This is a genomic window from Leclercia sp. LTM14, assembly GCF_023736175.1.
Classification (GTDB): Bacteria; Pseudomonadota; Gammaproteobacteria; order Enterobacterales; family Enterobacteriaceae; genus Enterobacter; species Enterobacter barmai.
This window is the reverse complement of sequence record NZ_JAIKTT010000001.1, coordinates 551,855-571,256: the sequence shown is the minus strand read 5'-3', so window position 1 is coordinate 571,256 and position 19,402 is coordinate 551,855. Positions and strand designations below refer to the sequence as shown.

Here is a 19,402-nt window from a genome sequence, read left to right as displayed (position 1 = left end):
TGTCTGTGAGTTGCTGCAATCTAAATAAGGGTGGTGAATATGATCACCATTCGTGACGTCGCGCGTCAGGCGGGCGTTTCTGTCGCCACCGTTTCCCGGGTTCTTAACAATAGCGCGCTGGTCAGTCCGGAGACACGGGAGTGCGTGATGAAAGCCGTCACGGCGCTCGGTTACCGGCCAAACGCGAACGCCCAGGCGCTGGCAACACAGGTCAGCGACACCATCGGCGTGGTGGTGATGGATGTGTCGGATGCGTTCTTTGGCGCGCTGGTGAAAGCCGTGGATATGGTCGCCCAGGAGCACAATAAATACGTGCTGATCGGCAACAGCTATCACGAGGCGGAAAAAGAGCGTAACGCCATTGAGGTGTTGATTCGCCAGCGCTGTAACGCCCTGATTGTGCACTCAAAAGCGTTAAGCGACGAAGAGCTTTCCGCGCTGATGGAGCAGATCCCCGGCATGGTACTGATTAACCGAATCGTCCCTGGCTACGCCCATCGCTGCGTCTGCCTTGATAACGTCAGCGGCGCGATGATGGCGACGCGGATGCTGATGAACAACGGCCATCAGCGCATCGGCTATCTGGCCTCCAGCCACCGCATTGAGGATGACGACATGCGCCGGGAAGGCTGGCAGAAAGCCATGCTGGAACAGGGCATTACGGCGTCGGAAAGCTGGATCGGTACCGGCGCGCCGGACATGCAGGGCGGGGAAGCGGCGATGGTGGAACTGCTCGGGCGTAACCTGCAGCTGACCGCCGTCTTTGCCTATAACGACAGTATGGCCGCGGGGGCGCTCACCGCGCTGAAAGATAACGGCATTGCGGTGCCACAGCATCTGTCATTGATTGGTTTCGATGATATCCCGATTGCCCGTTACACGGACCCTCAGCTGACGACGGTTCGCTACCCGATCGCCTCTATGGCGCGCCTGGCCACGGAGCTGGCGTTACAGGGGGCTGCCGGCAAGCTGGATATCAATGCAACACACTGTTTCATGCCGACTTTAGTGCGTCGCCACTCGGTTGCCTTTCGGCAAATTGTGGTGCCGATCACTAACTAATAATTCGTCGTGATGTAACCGTTTTCAATTTGTGAGTAAATTCACAGTAACTTAACAATGCGCTGTCTATGATGTCAGCGTTTTAGCAACTGAAACGCTATGTAACGGTGATTAATCACTTTGACTATAGCCAAGGTACGTTAAACAACCAAAAAAACGCATTCTGGAGCGTTACCGACCAAGGAAGATAGAAATTTTATAAGTGGACTTCGGCCGGCAGCAACGTTTCTTTAACATGTGCCCGCCGAGCCTTATTCACACGAACTACCCTGCATAAAAATCGGAGATATCATGAATAAGAAGGTGTTGACTCTGTCTGCTCTTATGGCAAGCATGTTTTTCGGTGCCGCCGCGCACGCTGCAGATAGCCGTATTGGTGTGACTATCTATAAGTATGACGACAACTTTATGTCTGTTGTGCGTAAGGCAATCGAGAAAGAAGGCAAAGGTGCGCCAGACGTTCAGCTGCTGATGAATGACTCCCAGAATGACCAGTCCAAACAGAACGACCAGATCGACGTTCTGCTGGCGAAAGGCGTGAAAGCACTGGCAATCAACCTGGTTGACCCGGCTGCTGCAGGTACCGTTATCGAGAAAGCACGTGGTCAGAATGTGCCAGTGGTGTTCTTCAACAAAGAACCTTCCCGTAAAGCGCTGGATAGCTACGACAAAGCGTTCTACGTCGGTACCGACTCCAAAGAATCCGGCATTATTCAGGGCGACCTGATTGCTAAACACTGGGCGGCTAACCCGAACTGGGATCTGAACAAAGATGGTCAGGTTCAGTTCGTACTGCTGAAAGGCGAACCGGGCCACCCGGACGCTGAAGCACGTACCACCTACGTTATCAAAGAGCTGAACGACAAGGGCCTGAAAACCCAGCAGCTGGCATTAGATACCGCAATGTGGGATACCGCTCAGGCGAAAGACAAGATGGACGCATGGCTGTCCGGTCCTAACGCTAACAAAATTGAAGTGGTTATCGCAAACAACGATGCGATGGCAATGGGTGCGGTAGAAGCACTGAAAGCACATAACAAATCTTCTATCCCGGTATTTGGTGTGGATGCCCTGCCTGAAGCGCTGGCTCTGGTTAAATCTGGCGCAATGGCCGGTACCGTGCTGAACGATGCTAACAACCAGGCGAAAGCCACCTTCGATCTGGCGAAAAACCTGGCAGAAGGCAAAGGCGCTGCTGACGGTACTAACTGGAAAATCGAGAATAAAGTTGTTCGCGTACCGTACGTTGGCGTAGATCAGGAAAACCTGGCGCAGTTCACCGGTAAATAAGTTATTGCATTCCACTGGGCGCAGTTTCTGCGCCCTTTTATCACGCGACGCGAGGCCGAGAAGGTATAATTATGGTCAGCACAACGACTCAGTCGTCCGGTGAATTCTTGTTGGAAATGAGCGGTATCAACAAGTCTTTTCCCGGTGTTAAAGCACTGGATAATGTTAATTTAAAAGTACGGCCTCACTCCATTCATGCATTAATGGGGGAGAACGGTGCGGGTAAATCAACGTTATTGAAATGCTTATTTGGGATCTATCAAAAAGATTCTGGCAGCATTCTTTTTCAGGGGAAAGAGATCGATTTCCATTCCGCCAAAGAGGCACTGGAAAACGGTATTTCGATGGTTCACCAGGAGCTTAACCTGGTACTTCAGCGTTCTGTTATGGACAATATGTGGCTGGGTCGTTATCCGACCAAAGGCGTATTTGTCGATCAGGACAAAATGTATCGCGACACCAAAGCTATTTTTGATGAACTGGATATTGATATCGATCCGCGCGCGCGCGTCGGTACCTTATCTGTTTCACAGATGCAGATGATCGAAATCGCCAAGGCTTTCTCCTATAACGCCAAAATCGTTATTATGGATGAGCCAACCTCTTCGTTAACGGAGAAAGAGGTGAACCATCTGTTCACCATTATCCGTAAGCTGAAAGATCGCGGTTGCGGCATCGTTTATATCTCCCACAAAATGGAAGAGATTTTCCAGCTGTGCGATGAGATTACGGTGCTGCGCGACGGCCAGTGGATTGCCACCCAGCCGCTGGAAGGGCTGGACATGGACAAGATCATCGCCATGATGGTTGGCCGCTCCCTGAACCAGCGTTTCCCGAACAAAGAGAACAAGCCGGGCGAAGTGATCCTGGAAGTCCGCAACCTCACGTCGTTGCGCCAGCCTTCAATCCGCGATATCTCCTTCGATCTGCATAAAGGGGAGATCCTCGGGATTGCCGGTCTGGTGGGCGCCAAGCGTACCGATATCGTCGAAACGCTGTTTGGTATTCGCGAGAAATCGGGCGGGACCATCACCCTGCACGGGAAAAAGATTAATAACCACAACGCCAACGAAGCCATTAACCACGGCTTTGCGCTGGTAACGGAAGAGCGCCGCTCGACCGGTATTTATGCCTATCTGGATATTAACTTTAACTCCTTAATTTCGAATATTCATAATTATAAAAACAAAATCGGTCTGCTGGATAATTCCCGCATGAAGAGCGATACCCAGTGGGTAATTGACTCCATGCGCGTAAAAACCCCAGGACATCGCACGCAAATTGGCTCGCTCTCCGGTGGTAACCAGCAGAAGGTTATTATTGGACGCTGGTTGTTAACCCAGCCTGAAATTCTGATGCTGGATGAACCTACCCGCGGTATCGACGTAGGTGCAAAATTTGAAATCTATCAGCTGATTGCTGAATTAGCCAAGAAAGATAAAGGGATTATTATTATTTCTTCCGAAATGCCGGAATTGTTAGGGATCACAGATCGTATTCTGGTTATGAGCAATGGTCTCGTTGCCGGAATTGTTGACACCAAAACGACAACGCAAAACGAAATTTTGCGTCTTGCGTCTTTGCACCTTTAAGATCAGGGGCTCCTCATGAGTGCGTTAAATAAGAAAAGTTTTCTTACTTATCTGAAAGAAGGCGGTATTTACGTTGTTCTTTTAGTTTTACTGGCCATTATTATTTTCCAGGACCCGACCTTCTTAAGTCTGCTGAACTTAAGTAACATTCTGACCCAGTCTTCGGTGCGTATTATTATCGCCCTGGGCGTGGCGGGTCTGATCGTCACCCAGGGTACTGACCTGTCAGCCGGTCGTCAGGTTGGTCTGGCGGCGGTGGTCGCGGCAACGCTCCTGCAGTCGATGGAAAACGCCAACAAGGTGTTCCCGGAAATGGCAACCATGCCAATTTTCCTGGTGATCCTGATTGTCTGCGCCATCGGTGCCATCATTGGCCTGATTAACGGCATCATCATCGCGTACCTGAACGTTACGCCGTTCATTACGACTCTCGGCACGATGATCATCGTTTACGGTATCAACTCCCTGTACTACGACTTCGTGGGCGCATCGCCGATTTCCGGTTTCGACAGCGGCTTCTCGACCTTCACGCAGGGCTTTATCGCGATGGGCAGCTTCCGCTTGTCCTACATCACCTTCTACGCGCTGATTGCGGTGGCGTTCGTCTGGATCCTGTGGAACAAAACCCGCTTCGGTAAGAACATCTTCGCTATCGGTGGTAACCCGGAAGCGGCGAAAGTCTCCGGTGTTAACGTTGCGCTGAACCTGCTGGTTATCTATGCCCTGTCCGGCGTGTTCTACGCCTTCGGTGGTCTGCTTGAAGCGGGTCGTATCGGCTCCGCCACCAACAACCTCGGCTTTATGTATGAGCTGGATGCGATTGCCGCGTGCGTGGTAGGTGGCGTGTCGTTCAGCGGTGGTGTGGGTACCGTGCTGGGTGTGGTAACCGGTGTGATCATCTTCACCGTTATCAACTACGGCCTGACCTACATCGGCGTGAACCCTTACTGGCAGTACATCATCAAAGGCGCGATCATTATCTTCGCCGTTGCGCTGGACTCCCTGAAGTACGCGCGTAAGAAGTAATTATCCTGTCGCTGAAAAACCCGCTCACGAGCGGGTTTTTTTATGCCCGGCGCGCTGCGCTTGCGCGGGCCTACGGTATGGCGGTTTTTTATGCCCGGCGGCGCTGCGCTTGCGCGGGTCTGGGGTATGGCGGGTTTTAAATGCTCGCCGGGGTATAGGTTTTGTAGGCCGGGTAAGGCGAAGCCGCCACCCGGCGGGGGTTATTTCTTCTTCTGCATTTCCAGCAGCTGGTCAGGCGTTACCGCCGGATAACCCTGGGCATCGGCCGGAACTTCCGTCATTGCCGGGATCGGCACCAGCGGGCCCAGGAATCGTGGTTCACGTTTGAAGACATAGAGATCCGCCAGCGCCCCCAGGCGGGCACCAAATTCGCGCACCCGGACGGTGAGCATGTCTTTCGGTGACGGCACCGCATAGCACTGCGCCTGAATGCCCATATGCAGGGCGATAAACAGCGCACGCTCGCAGTGGAAACGCTGGGTGATGATGATGAAATCGTTGGTATCAAACACCTTACGGGTGCGGACAATGGAATCGAGGGTCCGGAAACCGGCGTAGTCGAGCACGATATCGGCCGGGTCAACGCCTGCGGCAATCAAATCCTTGCGCATGGTGACCGGCTCGTTATAGCTCTGGAGCGCGTTATCGCCGCTCAGCAGCAGATAATTAACCTTGCCGCTGTTATAAGCGTTGAGCGCCCCCTGAATGCGGTACCGGTAATACTGGTTAATCACCCCGGTGCGGTAATACTTGGCGGTACCGAGCACCACGCCGACCTGACGATAGGGCAGATCCTGAAGGTCATCGAAGATATAAGGAGCCGTTTTCCAGCTCATCCAGCGGTCGAGGCCAAGCGCAGTCAACAGCACGATGCCGATCAGGACAACCAGGCTGTAAAACACGCGCTTTAACATACAGATGACTCTTACCAAAGGTGAAATTTCACTCAGGCTACTTTACCCGTCTGGTAAGCGCAAGAAACGGCGGTTTAATTGGGGGGATTTTCATCAGTTGTGCGGGCATTGCTGCCCGCATCAGAGACTTACGCCAGTAGTACGCGATCGATACTGGTACAACCCAGGGCGCGCAGCGTGGCTGCGGTAGCATCCCACTGGATCAGCGGCGCATCGGCTTTTTCCGCCAGAATGGCGCGCTGGATATCCGGGTAGTCGTAACCGTTCAGGCTGAGCAGGTTCAGCGCACCCTGCAACGGCGGCAGCGTCGGGTTGAAGGCGGCGTTTTCCGCATAGCTGCCGGTAAAGATACGCCCGTCACGGCACTCCAGCGCCACGCCGCTTGGGGAGTTGCTGTACGGCGCGTGTGCCTTGTTGGCGGCAAGAATGGCGGCCTGCGCCAGTTCGTCTCCGCTTACGGCGTAACCGTGGTCCTGATCATCCATCAGCAGGGATTTAATCTCGAGATCTTTCGGTCCGAACGCATCCGGCAGGTAATCCGCCAGCGTATGCGGGGCGCGACCCGGCAGGTTGATACGCAGCTCCAAACCGCTGTTGAGTTCGTTCATAAACTGACGGCAGTGGCCGCACGGGGTGTAGTTGACGGTGATTGCCTGCAGGGCTTTTTCACCGCGCAGCCAGGCGTGGCTGATGGCGCTCTGTTCAGCGTGAACGGTCTGCTGCATGGTGGCGCCGAGAAACTCCATATTGCCGCCGAAGTACCAGGTGCCGCTCACGCCGCGGGCAATGGCACCCACGTTGAAATGCGAAAGGTCAGCACGGGCGCAGGACGCCGCCAGCGGCAGAAGCGCAAAGGCCAGCGCGTCATCATCCAGCTCCGTAGCACGTTTCAGCCCGGCGACCTGTGTAGCCGTCAGCAGGGCGGGGAAGTGTGCATCCGCCAGAATCGGGGCCAGGGCTGACTGCAAATTCTCTGCAAGCTGAGCGAAAGCTGATTGAAAACGTGGATGCATGGCGATGTCTCATAAAGGTTAATGGATCGGTAGTGTACGGAGCCGTTGGGGCTTTATATGTGATTCAGATCTCATTATGTGTGCAACTTATGAAACTCAAATGAAAAATGCGCGACACGTCGCAAATTTTAGCCCACTACCGCCAGAATAATCGGGAACAGGAACGGCGCGATCAGCGAGGTCAAAATCCCGCAGATCACCAGCGCCAGAGAACTGAACGCCCCTTCCTGATAATCCAGCTCAGCACAGCGGGCGGTGCCAAGGGCGTGCGAGGCGGTACCCATCGCCAGACCGCGGGCCGATTTGGTGCGAATGCGCATGGCATTCAGCAGCGTATGGCCTAATACCGCACCCAGAATACCGACATAAATCACGCACACGGCGCTGATCGCCGGAATGCCGCCGAGGCTGCCGCCCACCGCCATCGCGATTGGGGTGGTGACCGATTTCGGCAGAATGGAGGCCGCAATTTCCGGCGTTGCGCCCATCAGCAGCGCCACTGAGGTGCCGGTGATCATTGCCACCACGCTGCCGGCCAGGCAGATGGTAATAATTGATTTCCAGCGGGCGCGGATCTGGTGCAGTTGTTCGTACAGCGGAAACGCCAGCGCCACCACCGCAGGCTGGAGCAGGTCGTTGAGCACCTTGCTGCCCTGGAAATATTTTGCGTATGGAATGCCGGTTAGCAGCAGGAAAGGAATGATCACCACCATCGCCACCAGCAGCGGGTTGAGAAGGGGGAACTTCAGGCGCACCGCCAGCTTGCGGGCGGCGAAGAAGACCGCAATGGTAAGCGGCAGGGACCACCAGATATTAGCCATCATTTTTTCTGTCCTTTCTGCCCAACCACGTTACGTTCTCCGTGCGCCAGATGCGTGCTCCAGCTGACCACTAAAAACACCACCAGGGTGCTGATAGTGCAGGATACGAATATCGGACCGAACTGCGCGCTCAGCAGATCGTAATACTGCATCACGCCCACGCCGATGGGGACGAACAGCAGCGCCATATAGCGGATCAGCACCGAACAGCCGGGCTTAACCCAGTTTGCCGGGAGGATTTGCAGCGCAAGCAGCACAAACAGGATCAACATGCCAATAATGCTGCCGGGGATGGTGATTGGCAGCAGGGAGGCGAGAAAAATACCGGCGTACAGGCAGGCATATATCAGGACGAACGCGCGCAGGTACTGCCAGACGACTATGAGAGATTTATTCATGGTGAAAGCCCTTGATGAAACGCATTCATCATACAATTAAAACCGGAAACGTGCTACGGATCACATCATGACTTTTGAGCATACCAGACATTCCCATCCGGAACCCTGGGCATTCCCCCGGGAATAGGGGTAAAAACATTATAAATCAGTCTGGTTCCGCGAGCCCCGAAACAGGGCTTTCCACCGTTACACAGAGCAGATACCATAGCGCGTCTTTTTTTACGGGTACTGATATGCGTGTATTACTGGCACCGATGGAAGGCGTGCTCGATTCGCTGGTGCGCGAGCTGCTGACCGACGTTAACGATTATGATCTCTGCATCACCGAGTTCCTGCGGGTGGTGGATATGTTGTTGCCGGTAAAATCGTTTTACAGACTCTGCCCGGAGCTGCATCGCCAGAGCCGCACCGCCTCCGGTACGCTGGTGCGCGTTCAGCTTTTAGGCCAATACCCCGAGTGGCTGGCGGAAAACGCCGCCCGCGCCGTCGAGCTGGGATCCTGGGGCGTGGATCTCAACTGCGGCTGCCCGTCGAAAATGGTTAACGGCAGCGGCGGTGGGGCCACGCTGCTCAAAGATCCTGAGCTTATCTACCGTGGCGCAAAAGCGATGCGCGAAGCGGTGCCCTCGCATCTGCCGGTGACGGTGAAGGTGCGCCTCGGCTGGGACAGCGGCGACAGGCAGTTTGAAATTGCCGACGCCGTGCAGCATGCGGGAGCCACCGAGTTGGTGGTGCACGGGCGCACCAAAGAAGATGGCTACAAAGCTGAACGCATCAACTGGCAGGCCATCGGCGAGATCCGCAAACGTCTGACCATCCCGGTGGTGGCGAACGGTGAAATCTGGGATCGCGAGAGCGCCCTGGCGTGCATGGCGGCAACCGGCTGCGATGCCATTATGATCGGGCGCGGGGCGCTGAACGTGCCTAACCTCAGCCGGGTGATTAAATACGACGAGCCGCGCATGCCGTGGCCGGACGTTGTAACCCTGCTAAAGAAATACTCCCGCCTCGAAAAGCAGGGCGACACCGGCCTGTATCACGTGGCGCGCATCAAGCAGTGGCTGAGCTACCTGCGCAAAGAGTACGACGAAGCCCTGGATCTGTTCCAGGAGATTCGCACCCTGCAAACCTCGGCGGATATCGCCCGGGCGATCCAGGCGAAGTAACAGTTCGATCTGCGTCACGTTTTTTAGCGGGGCGCATTGTGGCTCAGAACGAAACTGATAAAGTGCGTTAACTGGATTGTTACTGCTGCGGCAGGCAAAACCTGATTTTCTGGCTTCTGCCGGAGGTCAGGTTTTTTTGTTTCTGGGGCATGGAATGAAAATCGCCAAAATACTGAATAACAATGTGGTGGTTGTTCTGGATGAACAGGGGCGCGAACAGGTGGTGATGGGCCGTGGGCTGGCCTTTCAGAAACGCATCGGCGACGTGGTCCCGAAAGAGAACATCGAGAAAGTGTTTGCCCTGCAAAGTGACGAGCTGGTGCATCGGCTGGGGGAGTTACTCAGCCAGATCCCGCTTGAGGTGATGACCACCTGCGACCGCATTATCGGGCTGGCGACGCAGCGGCTGGGCAAACTGCAGGAGAGTCTGTACATCACCTTAACCGACCACTGCTACTTTGCCATTGAGCGGCAGAAAAAGGGACTGGCGATCAAAAACGTCCTGCTGTGGGAGATAAAGCGGCTCTACCCGAAAGAGTTTGAGCTGGGCCAGGAGGCCCGGGCGATCATCGCGAAACGGCTGGACGTCCAGCTGGATGAAGATGAAGCCGGATTTATTGCCCTGCATCTGGTCACCGCCCAGCTGCACAGCGAGATGCCGGAAGTGATGCATGTCACCCGGGTAATGCAGGAGATCCTGCAGCTGGTGAAGTACAGCCTGCAGCTGGAGTATGACGAAGAGTCGCTAAGCTATCAGCGCTTCGTCACCCATCTGAAGTTTTTTTCCCAGCGGATGCTGACCCGCACCGTGGTGGCCGATGACGACGCGTCGCTGCATTCGGCGGTAAAGGACAACTACGCGAAGGCGTGGAGCTGTGCCGAGAAAATAGCCCGGCATCTGCAAAAGAGTTATCAGCGCGAGCTGACCACCGAAGAGATTATGTTTCTCACCATTCATATTGAGCGCGTGAGAAAAGAGGGGCGCTAAGTCCCCACAACTGGATTGTTACTGCATAACGCAGGCAAAACCTGAGCGCGGCTCCCGAAAGGGCGTCGTTCTCGGGTTTTTTTTATTTTCAGGACTCAGTCAAACCCTGCCTGCGGGCAGTGAAGAAGGATAAAGAGATGGAATATCAAGCACTGGCGAAGGATATTCTCGCCCACGTGGGCGGCAAAGAGAACATCGTCAGCCTGGTTCATTGCGCGACCCGGCTGCGTTTCAAACTGAAAGAGCCACTGCGTGCGAACGCCGAAGGGCTAAAGCAAAACCCGGGCGTGATCATGGTGGTGGAGAGCGGCGGGCAGTTCCAGGTGGTGATCGGCAACCACGTCCACGATGTCTGGCAGGCGGTGCGCAGCGAAGCGGGCCTCAGTGACGAGACGCCGGTGGCGGATAGCGCAGGGGAGAAGGGCAACCCCCTGAACCAGCTGATCGACATTGTGTCTGGCATTTTTACCCCGTTTATCGGCATCCTGGCTGCCTCCGGTATCCTGAAAGGGCTGCTGGCGCTGGCGGTGGTCTGCGGCTGGCTGGCTACCGACAGCGGCACTTACAAAATCTGGTTTGCCGCCAGCGATGCGCTGTTCTTCTTCTTCCCGCTGGTGCTGGGCTACACCGCCGGGAAAAAGTTTGGCGGCAACCCGTTTATCACGATGGTGATTGGCGGGGCGCTGGTCCATCCGGTGATGATTCAGGCCTTTGAGGCCAGCCAGCAGGCCGGGGCGGCTGGGGACGCCTTCCTGTCCATTCCGGTGACCTGGTTTAATTACAGCTCATCGGTCATTCCGATCATTCTCGCGGCGTGGGTGAGCTGCTGGCTGGAAAAACAGAGCGCAAAACGCCTGCCGTCGGCAATGAAAAACTTCTTCACGCCGCTTATCTGCCTGGGGGTGACGGTGCCGCTCACTTTCCTGGCGATTGGCCCGGTCGCCACCTTGCTCAGCCAGATGCTGGCCAACGGCTATCAGTGGGTTTACGCGCTGGCGCCCTGGCTGGCGGGCGCGGCGATGGGTGCCCTGTGGCAGGTCTGCGTGATCTTCGGTCTGCACTGGGGGCTGGTGCCGCTGATGATCAACAACCTGGCGGTGCTGGGGCACGACTCCATGCTGCCGATGCTGCTGCCTGCCGTATTCGGCCAGGTCGGGGCGGCGCTGGGGGTATTCCTGCGCACCCGTGATGCCCGGCAGAAGATGCTGGCGGGCTCTTCGGTGACGGCGGGGATCTTCGGCATTACCGAACCCGCGGTCTATGGCGTCAACCTGCCGCTGCGCCGTCCGTTTATTTTTGGCTGCGTGGCCGGGGCCATCGGTGGGGCGATTGTCGGCTTCAGCGATTCGCACGTCTACTCCTTCGGTTTTGGCAATATCTTCACCATTGCGCAGATGATCCCGCCTGGCGGCGTCGATGCCACCCTGTGGGGCGGCGTTCTCGGATTACTGGTGGCGCTGGTGCTGAGCTGCGTGCTGACGATGGTCGCCGGGATGCCGCGCCGCGCGGCAGAAGCGACGCCGGTCGCCGTCAATGCGGGTGAAAACGATGTCCTGTCACCGATGAACGGTAGCGTGCTGGCGCTGGACCAGGTGCCGGACGCCACCTTCGCCAGCGGCCTGCTCGGCCAAGGCGCGGCGATTATTCCCGCCGACAACAAGGTCATCGCCCCCTTTGCCGGGGAGGTTGCCTCGCTGTTTGCCACTAAACATGCCATCGGCCTGCTGAGCGACAGCGGCATCGAAGTGCTGATCCACGTCGGGATCGACACCGTGAAGCTCGACGGCAAGCCGTTTACCGCCCACGTAAAGGTGGGGGACAAAGTGCAGCCGGGCGATCTGCTGCTGGAGTTCGATCGCCAGGCCATTATCGATGCCGGATACGATCTGGCGACACCCATTATTATCAGTAACAGCGACGACTATCGCGATGTCGTTACCGTGGCAGCCACCGCTGTCCAGGCCGGCGCGCCGCTGCTGTGCGTCAGCCATCAATAACAGGAGAAGAGAATGAAAACGTTCCCGGATGATTTCTTATGGGGCGGCGCGGTTGCCGCGAATCAGGTCGAAGGCGCTTATCTGGAGGACGGTAAAGGTCTTTCCACCTCTGACGTTCAGCCCCAGGGGGTCTTTGGCCCGGTGGTGGAGCGCGTGGCGGGCGACAGCGGCATTAAGGATGTAGCCATCGATTTTTATCATCGCTACCCCGAGGACATCCAGCTGTTCGCCGAGATGGGCTTCAGCTGCCTGCGCGTCTCCATTGCCTGGACGCGTATCTTCCCGAACGGCGACGAGCAGCAGCCCAACGAAGCCGGGCTGGCCTTCTACGATAAGCTGTTTGACGAGCTGGCGGCGCACAACATTACGCCGCTGGTGACCCTCTCACACTACGAGATGCCGTGGGGGCTGGTGAAACAGTACGGCGGCTGGGGCAGCCGCCGGGTGATTGGCTTCTTCGAACATTACGCCCGCACCGTCTTCACCCGCTATCAGGATAAAGTGAAGTTGTGGCTCACCTTCAACGAGATCAACATGTCCCTGCACGCGCCGATGACCGGCGTCGGCCTGCCGGAAACCAGCAGCAAGGCGGAAGTGTTTCAGGCGATCCACCATCAGCTGGTGGCGAGCGCGCGGGCGGTGAAAGCCTGCCACGAAGTCATTCCGGACGCGAAAATCGGCAATATGCTGCTGGGTGGCCTGGTCTATCCATTGACCTGCAAGCCGGACGATGTGCTGGAAGCTTTGCAGGAAAACCGTGCCTGGCAGTTCTTCGGCGACGTGCAGTGCCGCGGGGCGTATCCGGGCTATATGCTGCGTTTCTTCCGCGACAACGGCATTGAGCTCGACATCACTGACGCCGATCGCGAGGCGCTGAAATCGACCATCGACTTTATCTCCTTCAGCTACTACATGACCGGCTGCGTGACCACCGATGAAGCGCTGAACCAGCAGGCGCGCGCCAATATTCTGAATATGGTGCCGAACCCGCACCTGGCAAGCTCGGAGTGGGGCTGGCAGATTGACCCGGTCGGCCTGCGCACCCTGCTGAACGTGCTCTGGGATCGCTATCAGAAGCCGCTGTTTATTGTCGAGAACGGTCTGGGGGCCAAAGACAAGCCGGACGCCGACGGCGTGGTGCAGGATGATTACCGCATCAGCTACCTCAACGACCACCTGGTGCAGGTGCGTGAGGCCATCGACGACGGGGTGGAGGTGATGGGCTACACCAGCTGGGGGCCGATCGACCTGGTGAGCGCCTCCAAAGCCGAGCTCTCCAAACGCTACGGTTTTATCTATGTCGATCGTGACGACAGCGGCGCAGGTACTCTGGCGCGCAGCCGCAAGAAGAGTTTTTACTGGTATCAGGAGGTGATTGCGACCAACGGCGCTTCGCTGAAAGCGTAATCACCGCAAGGGCCCAGCGCTATGCCGGGCACCTTTGCCGGATATGTAAAGGTATGACAAATTGTGGATTGCCACCCATTCCTAAAAAAAGGAGGCGAAGCGGGCGTATTTTGCAGCCTTCTTTTTTGGGTGAATAACGTGATGAAACGTTCGAGTTTTTATTTCTGCTGCCTGCCTCTCTCTCTTCTTCTGGTTGCCTGTGCGCCCGGCCACGATACCGCGGCCTCGCTGAATCAACAGATCCCTGCCGCCAAAATTGACACCGGGCTTACCGCCGGGCAGTGGCCAAAAAACAGCTGGTGGGAAGATTTTCACGATCCCGAACTCACCAGCCTTATCACCAGAGCGCTGGCCGATGCGCCGGATATGAATATTGCCCGTCAGCGCATTACCCTTGCCGAAGCCCAGGCCAGAATGGCGATGGCCGCCGATGGTCCGGAAGTGGATTTTTCGGCCGATGCCGAGCGGCAGAAAATGTCTGCCGAAGGGCTGATGGGGCCCTTTGCGATAACCGATCCGGCAGCCGGGACTACCGGCCCCTGGTACACCAACGGCACCTTCGGCTTAACCGCGGGCTGGGATCTGGATCTGTGGGGCAAAAACCGCGCTCAGGTTGAATCCCGCATCGGCAAGGTCAATGCGCAACAGGCGGAGCTGGAACAGACCCGCCAGCTGCTGGCCAGCAGCGTGGCGCGTCTGTACTGGGAGTGGCAGACCGAGGCGGCCATCGGGCATGTATTATCCACTATCAAGCAGGAACAGCTGGCGATCGTTGGCACCGACCGCGAGCTGTATCAGCATGGCATTACCTCTTCCGTGGAAGGGGTCGAAACCGACATCAACGCCAGCAAAACCGATGAGCGGCTGGCGGAGGTGACCGGGAAGATGAAAGCCATCGAAGCGCGTCTGGAGGCGCTCACTAATGCCCCGACGGTGAAGCTGACCCCGCATGCCTTGCCTGCGGTAGAGAGCCACCTGCCTTCCACCCTGGGCTATGAATTACTGGCCCGCCGTCCTGATTTACAGGAGGCGCACTGGTACATCGAGGCCTCGCTGCGCGAGGTGGACGCGGCGAAAGCGGCGTTTTATCCCGACGTAAATTTAATGGCGTTTCTGCAACAGGACGCACTGCACTTAAGCGATCTGTTCCGCTCCTCGGCACAGCAGATGGGCGTCACCGCCGGTCTGACCCTGCCGATTTTCGACAGCGGACGCCTGAACGCCAACCTTGATATCGCCCAGGCGCAAAGCAATCTGTCGATCGCGAACTACAACAAAGCGGTGGTGGAGGCGGTCAATCAGGTGGCCCGCAGCGCCAGCGAGGTGGAAACGCTGATGGCGAAAAACAAGCACCAGCAGCGCGTGGAAGCCGATGCCGCGCGGGTGGTGGCCCTGGCGCAGGCGCGTTTCAACGCCGGGATCGTCGCTGGCGCGCGGGTCAGCGAAGCCAGAATCCCCGCCCTGCAGGAGCAGGTGGCCGGGCTGACCCTGCAGGGGCAGTACGTTGACGCCACTCTGCAGCTCACCTCTGCCCTGGGCGGCGGCTATCACCACGGGTAGAAAATGAGAAGTAACTATACTTATCTCTTTGTCTTTTAGTATTCCGGAGGTGAGTATGGGTTCAACCAATCGTGTGGCTATTGTAACGGCATCGGATTCGGGGATCGGCAAAACCACGGCGCTGATGCTGGCGGAGCGTGGGTTTGATATTGGCGTGACCTGGCACTCGGATGAAGAAGGGGCGATGAAAACCTGTCGTGAGATCGAGGCCCGGGGGCAGCGGGCAGAGGCCATTCAGCTGGATCTCAGCCAGCTGCCGGACGGAGCGAAAGCCATCGAGACGCTGATTGAACGCTTCGGGCGTATCGACGTGCTGGTCAATAACGCCGGGGCGATGACCAAAGCGGCGTTTCTCGATATGGAGTATGACCAGTGGCGGTCGATTTTTAGCGTCGACGTGGACGGGGCGTTTCTCTGCTCGCAGATCGCCGCCCGTCAGATGGTGAAGCAGGGGGAGGGCGGACGTATCGTCAACATCACCTCGGTGCATGAGCATACCCCGCTGCCGGAGGCCAGCGCCTACACCTCAGCCAAACACGCCCTCGGCGGCCTGACCAAGTCGATGGCGATGGAGCTGGTGCATCACAATATTCTGGTGAACGCCGTGGCGCCTGGGGCTATCGCCACGCCGATGAACAACATGGACGACAGCGAGGTGGAGCCTGGCTCCATGCCAAACATTCCTCTGGCAAGGCCGGGACATACAAAAGAGATCGCCAGCCTGGTCGCCTGGCTGTGTGACTCTGATGCCAGCTACGCCACCGGTCAGTCGTTTATCGTCGACGGCGGCTTTATGCTGGGCAATCCGCAGTTTAAACCGGAGCAGTAATTTTTAGCGGCGATCCCGGCGTTTCAGCCACCAGCGCACCGCGAAGACTAGCACCAGCACCACAATAAGCCAGATCCAGTGGCGCAGGTGCTGGTCCAGGGCGTGCAGCCACGGCTCCAGCACTTCACCGCCCACATAGCCCAGAGTGGTGAAAATCAGCGCCCAGACGATGGCACCCACAATGTTCAAGGGCAGGAAGATTTTCGGCGGCAGGCGGCTGGCACCGATCAGCAGCGGGCCGATGATGCGAAAGCCGTACATAAAGCGGGTGCCGATGACGAAAAGATAGGGGTGGCGCTGAATCAACTGCTGAGCGCGGTCGATTTTCTTCTGATGGCGGGAAAAGCGTCGCAGGATCGTCGGACCAAACCGCACCCCAATCAGGTAAAGAAGCTGGTCGCCGATCATGCCGCCCAGTGCCACCGCGGCTACCACCAGAGGAAAGCGAAGCAATCCCTGATGCGCCGCCACGCCACCCAGCAGGGTGATGGTTTCGCCTTCCGCTATGCTGCCGATAACCAGCGCGGCATAGCCATACTGTGCAATGAGAGTATTGATATCCATACGTTAAGCGTAGCGCAGGAAACGTTAACGTAATAACAACCAGCCGATTAAACCAATAACGGGGACGATGAGTCCACAAAACAGGGCGCCTGTCGCCCAGACAAACGGGCCTAACTCTTCTTCTTTTTTGATATCGTCAAAGCGCGCCAGCGCGTGCTGGCCATCAGGGGCGGTAATCTCTTCAAACTGCCTGATATACCCCTGTTCAATCAACATCCTGGCGCCCTGCGCGTCGGCTTTATCCAGCGCCGCGACGCTATTTCCCTTTTTGAAAAAATGAATTCCGCCATCTGAGATTCCCTCCCGTAAGCTGCTGTTTAGCAGGGATTAATATACCAGAGCGCTGAACCCGCCGCTGCATTTTTAGGCTGTATAAAAAATAATCTCAGGCCTGCATTATACTTGAGTTATCGCTAGCGGGCCGACAACAAGGGGGCGTTATGAACCATGTCTGGGGACTCTTTTCCCATCCCGATCGTGAAATGCACGTGATCAGAAGCGAAAACGAAACGGTCAGTCATCACTATACCCACCATGTGCTGCTGATGGCCGCCGTACCGGTGATTTGCGCGTTTATTGGTACCACGCAAATCGGCTGGGATTTTGACGACGGCAATGTCGTAAAACTCTCGTGGATGACCGGCCTGGCGCTGGCCGTGGTGTTTTACGCCCTGATGCTGGCGGGCGTGGCGGCAATGGGGCGGGTGATTTACTGGATGGCGCGCCGGTATCCGCAACGGCCATCGCTGACACACTGCATGGTATTCGCTGGTTACGTGGCAACCCCGCTGTTTCTGAGTGGGATTGTGGCGCTCTACCCGATCGTCTGGCTGTGTGCGCTGGTGGGGACGCTTGCGCTCTGTTACACCGGCTATCTGCTCTATATCGGCATTCCGACCTTCCTGAGTATCAACAAAGAAGAGGGGCGCAGTTTTTCCGGCTCGACCCTCGCCATCGGCGTGCTGCTGCTGGAAGTGTTACTCGCGCTGACGGTTATTCTTTGGGGTTATGGATATCGTCTCTTCTGAGGTCACTGCATTGCTGGCGTAAATGCCAGCAATGCAGCATCTGTTCACGATTAACTGCTGGTAGCAAGGCATCCGGACGGCTATGATGCCTTAGCCAGCCCGTGTTCTCGCTTCGGCCCGGGCGGCGTACGTTATTACGTGCATGAATAATTATCCGAAATCTCACCATGCTGAAATTCCGCGTTTCTTTACTGAGTCTTGCACTGTTGCTGGCTGTGCCAGTGGCGACCCCCGCGATCGCCAAACCTGCCGCTGTGGCTGCGGCGGCCCAGCCGGAGATTGCCTCCGGTAGCGCCATGATCGTCGATCTGGAAACCAACAAGGTGATCTACTCCAGCCACCCGAATCTGGTGCGCCCGATTGCTTCTATTACCAAATTAATGACCGCGATGGTGGTGCTGGATGCACGGCTGCCGCTGGATGAAAAACTGCGCGTCGACATCAGCCAGACGCCGGAAATGAAAGGGATTTACTCCCGCGTGCGTCTGAACAGCGAAATCAGCCGCAAGAACATGCTGCTGCTGGCGCTGATGTCCTCGGAAAACCGCGCCGCCGCAAGCCTGGCGCACCATTACCCGGGCGGCTATAACGCCTTTATCCGCGCCATGAACGCCAAAGCGAAGGCGCTGGGGATGACCCAGACGCGCTTTGTGGAGCCAACCGGCCTGTCGATCCATAACGTCTCGACGGCACAGGATCTGACGAAGATGCTGATCGCCAGCAAGCAGTATCCGCTGATCGGCCAGCTCAGCACCACCCGTGAAGAGATGGCGACCTTCTCGAACCCGGCCTATACCCTGCCGTTTCGTAACACCAACCACCTGGTCTACCGCGATAACTGGAATATCCAGCTGACCAAAACCGGCTTTACCAACGCCGCGGGCCACTGTCTGGTGATGCGGACGGTCTTTAACGGCAAGCCGGTCGCGCTGGTGGTGATGGATGCGTTTGGCAAATATACCCACTTTGCCGACGCCAGCCGTCTGCGTACCTGGATTGAAACCGGAAAAGTCACCCCGGTTCCGGCCGCGGCCCTGAGCTACAAAAAGCAGAAAGCCGCGCAAATGGCCACCGCGCAGAACGATTGAGCTGGGTTTAATGCCCGGCGGCGCTGCGCTTGCACGGGCCTACGGGTTTCCCAGGCCGGGTAATCGAAGCGCCGCCTGGCAAAAACTACTCCGGCAGCGTCCAGTCACCGTCGTTGAGGGGACGCTGCAAAATCAGCGTATCGCGCCAGTCACCTTTCTTGTAACCCACGCTTCTGAGCTGTCCCGCAACTTCAAACCCGTGCTTTTTATGCAGGCGTAACGAGCCGGCGTTGTTTGGCCCATCGCCCACCACGGCGATCATCTGCCGCCATGGGCCCTCTTCGCTGCGGGCGATCAGGGCACTCAGCAGCGCGCTGCCAAAACCGCGCCCGGGAGTGCTGGCCTCGACGTAAATCGACTCTTCAAGGGTATAGCGGTAGGCGGGGCGAGCGCGATAGTGGGTGGCATAGCAGTAACCCACCACAATCCCGCGATAGAGCGCCACCAGCCAAGGCAGACCCTGGCTGGTCACCGCGTTAATGCGATCCCGCATCTCGTCGACGGTAGGGGGAACTTCTTCAAAGGATGCGCGCCCGTTAAGGACATGCCAGGCGTAGATGGCAGCAATGGCATGCGCATCCTCGGCCCCGGCATCGCGTATTACAACGTCAGTTTCGGATAATGTTTCAACAGCCGACATGGTCTGCCCGCTCCTCGTT

19 protein-coding genes are annotated in these 19,402 nt (G+C 57.0%); 12 read left to right on the top strand and 7 right to left on the bottom strand.

The features are described from left to right. Positions 1-39: 39 nt before the first annotated feature. From galS to mglC, 4 genes are all read left to right on the top strand, one after another. Complete coding sequence (galS, locus tag K5I40_RS02730; RefSeq protein WP_223073752.1) at positions 40-1,062, top strand: HTH-type transcriptional regulator GalS; 1,023 nt, start codon at positions 40-42, stop codon at positions 1,060-1,062. 291 nt (positions 1,063-1,353) lie between these two features. Further along, positions 1,354-2,352 carry a galactose/glucose ABC transporter substrate-binding protein MglB gene (gene mglB, locus K5I40_RS02725; RefSeq protein ID WP_039031061.1) on the top strand — a complete coding sequence of 333 codons (999 nt, stop codon included), beginning with the start codon at positions 1,354-1,356 and terminating at the stop codon, positions 2,350-2,352. Positions 2,353-2,423: 71 nt separating this feature from the next. Then, the gene (gene mglA, locus K5I40_RS02720) at positions 2,424-3,944 is read left to right on the top strand and encodes a galactose/methyl galactoside ABC transporter ATP-binding protein MglA (protein WP_039031062.1); all 1,521 of its coding nucleotides are present in this window, start codon (positions 2,424-2,426) and stop codon (positions 3,942-3,944) included. A gap of 15 nt (positions 3,945-3,959) precedes the next feature. After that, positions 3,960-4,970: a galactose/methyl galactoside ABC transporter permease MglC gene (gene mglC / locus K5I40_RS02715; protein ID WP_039031063.1), complete on the top strand. Its 1,011-nt coding sequence runs from the start codon at positions 3,960-3,962 to the stop codon at positions 4,968-4,970. Between the two features lie 200 nt (positions 4,971-5,170). Here mglC and sanA read toward each other — a convergent pair whose 3' ends face one another. From sanA to K5I40_RS02695, 4 genes are all read right to left on the bottom strand, one after another. Further along, entirely contained in the window at positions 5,171-5,884 is a 714-nt protein-coding gene (sanA, locus tag K5I40_RS02710; RefSeq protein WP_039031064.1) for an outer membrane permeability protein SanA, read from the bottom strand. A gap of 128 nt (positions 5,885-6,012) precedes the next feature. Next, positions 6,013-6,897 carry a cytidine deaminase gene (cdd, locus tag K5I40_RS02705; protein ID WP_139563247.1) on the bottom strand — a complete coding sequence of 295 codons (885 nt, stop codon included), beginning with the start codon at positions 6,895-6,897 and terminating at the stop codon, positions 6,013-6,015. 128 nt (positions 6,898-7,025) lie between these two features. Next, entirely contained in the window at positions 7,026-7,721 is a 696-nt protein-coding gene (locus K5I40_RS02700) for a CidB/LrgB family autolysis modulator (RefSeq protein WP_138369920.1), read from the bottom strand. Continuing rightward, the gene (locus tag K5I40_RS02695; protein ID WP_039031067.1) at positions 7,718-8,116 is read right to left on the bottom strand and encodes a CidA/LrgA family protein; all 399 of its coding nucleotides are present in this window, start codon (positions 8,114-8,116) and stop codon (positions 7,718-7,720) included. The genes K5I40_RS02700 and K5I40_RS02695 overlap by 4 nt, the downstream gene beginning before the upstream one ends. A 233-nt stretch (positions 8,117-8,349) precedes the next feature. Here K5I40_RS02695 and dusC point away from each other — a divergent pair, with 233 nt between their 5' ends. The 6 genes from dusC to K5I40_RS02665 all read left to right on the top strand — a co-directional run bounded on the left by dusC (position 8,350) and on the right by K5I40_RS02665 (position 16,063). Further along, positions 8,350-9,282, top strand: a complete 933-nt coding sequence (gene dusC / locus K5I40_RS02690; RefSeq protein ID WP_223073753.1) for a tRNA dihydrouridine(16) synthase DusC — start codon at positions 8,350-8,352, stop codon at positions 9,280-9,282. A 154-nt stretch (positions 9,283-9,436) separates the two neighbouring features. Further along, positions 9,437-10,270: a BglG family transcription antiterminator LicT gene (gene licT / locus K5I40_RS02685; protein ID WP_223073754.1), complete on the top strand. Its 834-nt coding sequence runs from the start codon at positions 9,437-9,439 to the stop codon at positions 10,268-10,270. 137 nt (positions 10,271-10,407) lie between these two features. Continuing rightward, positions 10,408-12,267 carry a PTS beta-glucoside transporter subunit IIABC gene (gene bglF, locus K5I40_RS02680; RefSeq protein WP_223073755.1) on the top strand — a complete coding sequence of 620 codons (1,860 nt, stop codon included), beginning with the start codon at positions 10,408-10,410 and terminating at the stop codon, positions 12,265-12,267. A 12-nt stretch (positions 12,268-12,279) separates the two neighbouring features. Continuing rightward, entirely contained in the window at positions 12,280-13,674 is a 1,395-nt protein-coding gene (locus K5I40_RS02675) for a glycoside hydrolase family 1 protein (RefSeq protein ID WP_223073756.1), read from the top strand. Positions 13,675-13,815: 141 nt separating this feature from the next. After that, a complete protein-coding gene (gene mdtQ / locus K5I40_RS02670) occupies positions 13,816-15,234 on the top strand; it encodes a multidrug resistance outer membrane protein MdtQ (protein ID WP_223073757.1) in 1,419 nt (472 codons plus the stop codon). Between the two features lie 55 nt (positions 15,235-15,289). Beyond that, the gene (locus tag K5I40_RS02665; RefSeq protein ID WP_138369924.1) at positions 15,290-16,063 is read left to right on the top strand and encodes an SDR family oxidoreductase; all 774 of its coding nucleotides are present in this window, start codon (positions 15,290-15,292) and stop codon (positions 16,061-16,063) included. A gap of 3 nt (positions 16,064-16,066) precedes the next feature. Here K5I40_RS02665 and K5I40_RS02660 read toward each other — a convergent pair whose 3' ends face one another. Together K5I40_RS02660 and K5I40_RS02655 are read right to left on the bottom strand one after the other, a co-directional pair. Then, positions 16,067-16,627, bottom strand: coding sequence for a DedA family protein (locus K5I40_RS02660; protein ID WP_039031074.1), 561 nt, complete (start codon positions 16,625-16,627; stop codon positions 16,067-16,069). 24 nt (positions 16,628-16,651) lie between these two features. After that, on the bottom strand, positions 16,652-16,843 hold the full coding sequence (locus K5I40_RS02655; RefSeq protein ID WP_251930996.1) for a hypothetical protein: 192 nt from the start codon (positions 16,841-16,843) through the stop codon (positions 16,652-16,654). Positions 16,844-17,067: 224 nt separating this feature from the next. Between K5I40_RS02655 and K5I40_RS02650 the strand changes: the two genes are divergently transcribed. Beyond that, entirely contained in the window at positions 17,068-17,655 is a 588-nt protein-coding gene (locus K5I40_RS02650; protein WP_039031076.1) for a Yip1 family protein, read from the top strand. Between the two features lie 167 nt (positions 17,656-17,822). Next, a complete protein-coding gene (pbpG, locus tag K5I40_RS02645; protein ID WP_223073758.1) occupies positions 17,823-18,743 on the top strand; it encodes a D-alanyl-D-alanine endopeptidase in 921 nt (306 codons plus the stop codon). A gap of 85 nt (positions 18,744-18,828) precedes the next feature. Here pbpG and K5I40_RS02640 read toward each other — a convergent pair whose 3' ends face one another. Continuing rightward, on the bottom strand, positions 18,829-19,383 hold the full coding sequence (locus K5I40_RS02640; protein ID WP_039031078.1) for a GNAT family N-acetyltransferase: 555 nt from the start codon (positions 19,381-19,383) through the stop codon (positions 18,829-18,831). Positions 19,384-19,402 lie beyond the last annotated feature (19 nt).

Excerpts from the sequence above, each read along its gene's own strand:
- galS (WP_223073752.1), top strand. The coding sequence starts at position 40 with ATGATCACCATTCGTGACGTCGCGCGTCAGGCGGGCGTTTCTGTCGCC.
- mglB (WP_039031061.1), top strand. The coding sequence starts at position 1,354 with ATGAATAAGAAGGTGTTGACTCTGTCTGCTCTTATGGCAAGCATGTTT.
- mglA (WP_039031062.1), top strand. The coding sequence starts at position 2,424 with ATGGTCAGCACAACGACTCAGTCGTCCGGTGAATTCTTGTTGGAAATG.
- mglC (WP_039031063.1), top strand. The coding sequence starts at position 3,960 with ATGAGTGCGTTAAATAAGAAAAGTTTTCTTACTTATCTGAAAGAAGGC.
- sanA (WP_039031064.1), bottom strand. The coding sequence starts at position 5,884 with ATGTTAAAGCGCGTGTTTTACAGCCTGGTTGTCCTGATCGGCATCGTG.
- cdd (WP_139563247.1), bottom strand. The coding sequence starts at position 6,897 with ATGCATCCACGTTTTCAATCAGCTTTCGCTCAGCTTGCAGAGAATTTG.
- K5I40_RS02700 (WP_138369920.1), bottom strand. The coding sequence starts at position 7,721 with ATGATGGCTAATATCTGGTGGTCCCTGCCGCTTACCATTGCGGTCTTC.
- K5I40_RS02695 (WP_039031067.1), bottom strand. The coding sequence starts at position 8,116 with ATGAATAAATCTCTCATAGTCGTCTGGCAGTACCTGCGCGCGTTCGTC.
- dusC (WP_223073753.1), top strand. The coding sequence starts at position 8,350 with ATGCGTGTATTACTGGCACCGATGGAAGGCGTGCTCGATTCGCTGGTG.
- licT (WP_223073754.1), top strand. The coding sequence starts at position 9,437 with ATGAAAATCGCCAAAATACTGAATAACAATGTGGTGGTTGTTCTGGAT.
- bglF (WP_223073755.1), top strand. The coding sequence starts at position 10,408 with ATGGAATATCAAGCACTGGCGAAGGATATTCTCGCCCACGTGGGCGGC.
- K5I40_RS02675 (WP_223073756.1), top strand. The coding sequence starts at position 12,280 with ATGAAAACGTTCCCGGATGATTTCTTATGGGGCGGCGCGGTTGCCGCG.
- mdtQ (WP_223073757.1), top strand. The coding sequence starts at position 13,816 with ATGAAACGTTCGAGTTTTTATTTCTGCTGCCTGCCTCTCTCTCTTCTT.
- K5I40_RS02665 (WP_138369924.1), top strand. The coding sequence starts at position 15,290 with ATGGGTTCAACCAATCGTGTGGCTATTGTAACGGCATCGGATTCGGGG.
- K5I40_RS02660 (WP_039031074.1), bottom strand. The coding sequence starts at position 16,627 with ATGGATATCAATACTCTCATTGCACAGTATGGCTATGCCGCGCTGGTT.
- K5I40_RS02655 (WP_251930996.1), bottom strand. The coding sequence starts at position 16,843 with ATGTTGATTGAACAGGGGTATATCAGGCAGTTTGAAGAGATTACCGCC.
- K5I40_RS02650 (WP_039031076.1), top strand. The coding sequence starts at position 17,068 with ATGAACCATGTCTGGGGACTCTTTTCCCATCCCGATCGTGAAATGCAC.
- pbpG (WP_223073758.1), top strand. The coding sequence starts at position 17,823 with ATGCTGAAATTCCGCGTTTCTTTACTGAGTCTTGCACTGTTGCTGGCT.
- K5I40_RS02640 (WP_039031078.1), bottom strand. The coding sequence starts at position 19,383 with ATGTCGGCTGTTGAAACATTATCCGAAACTGACGTTGTAATACGCGAT.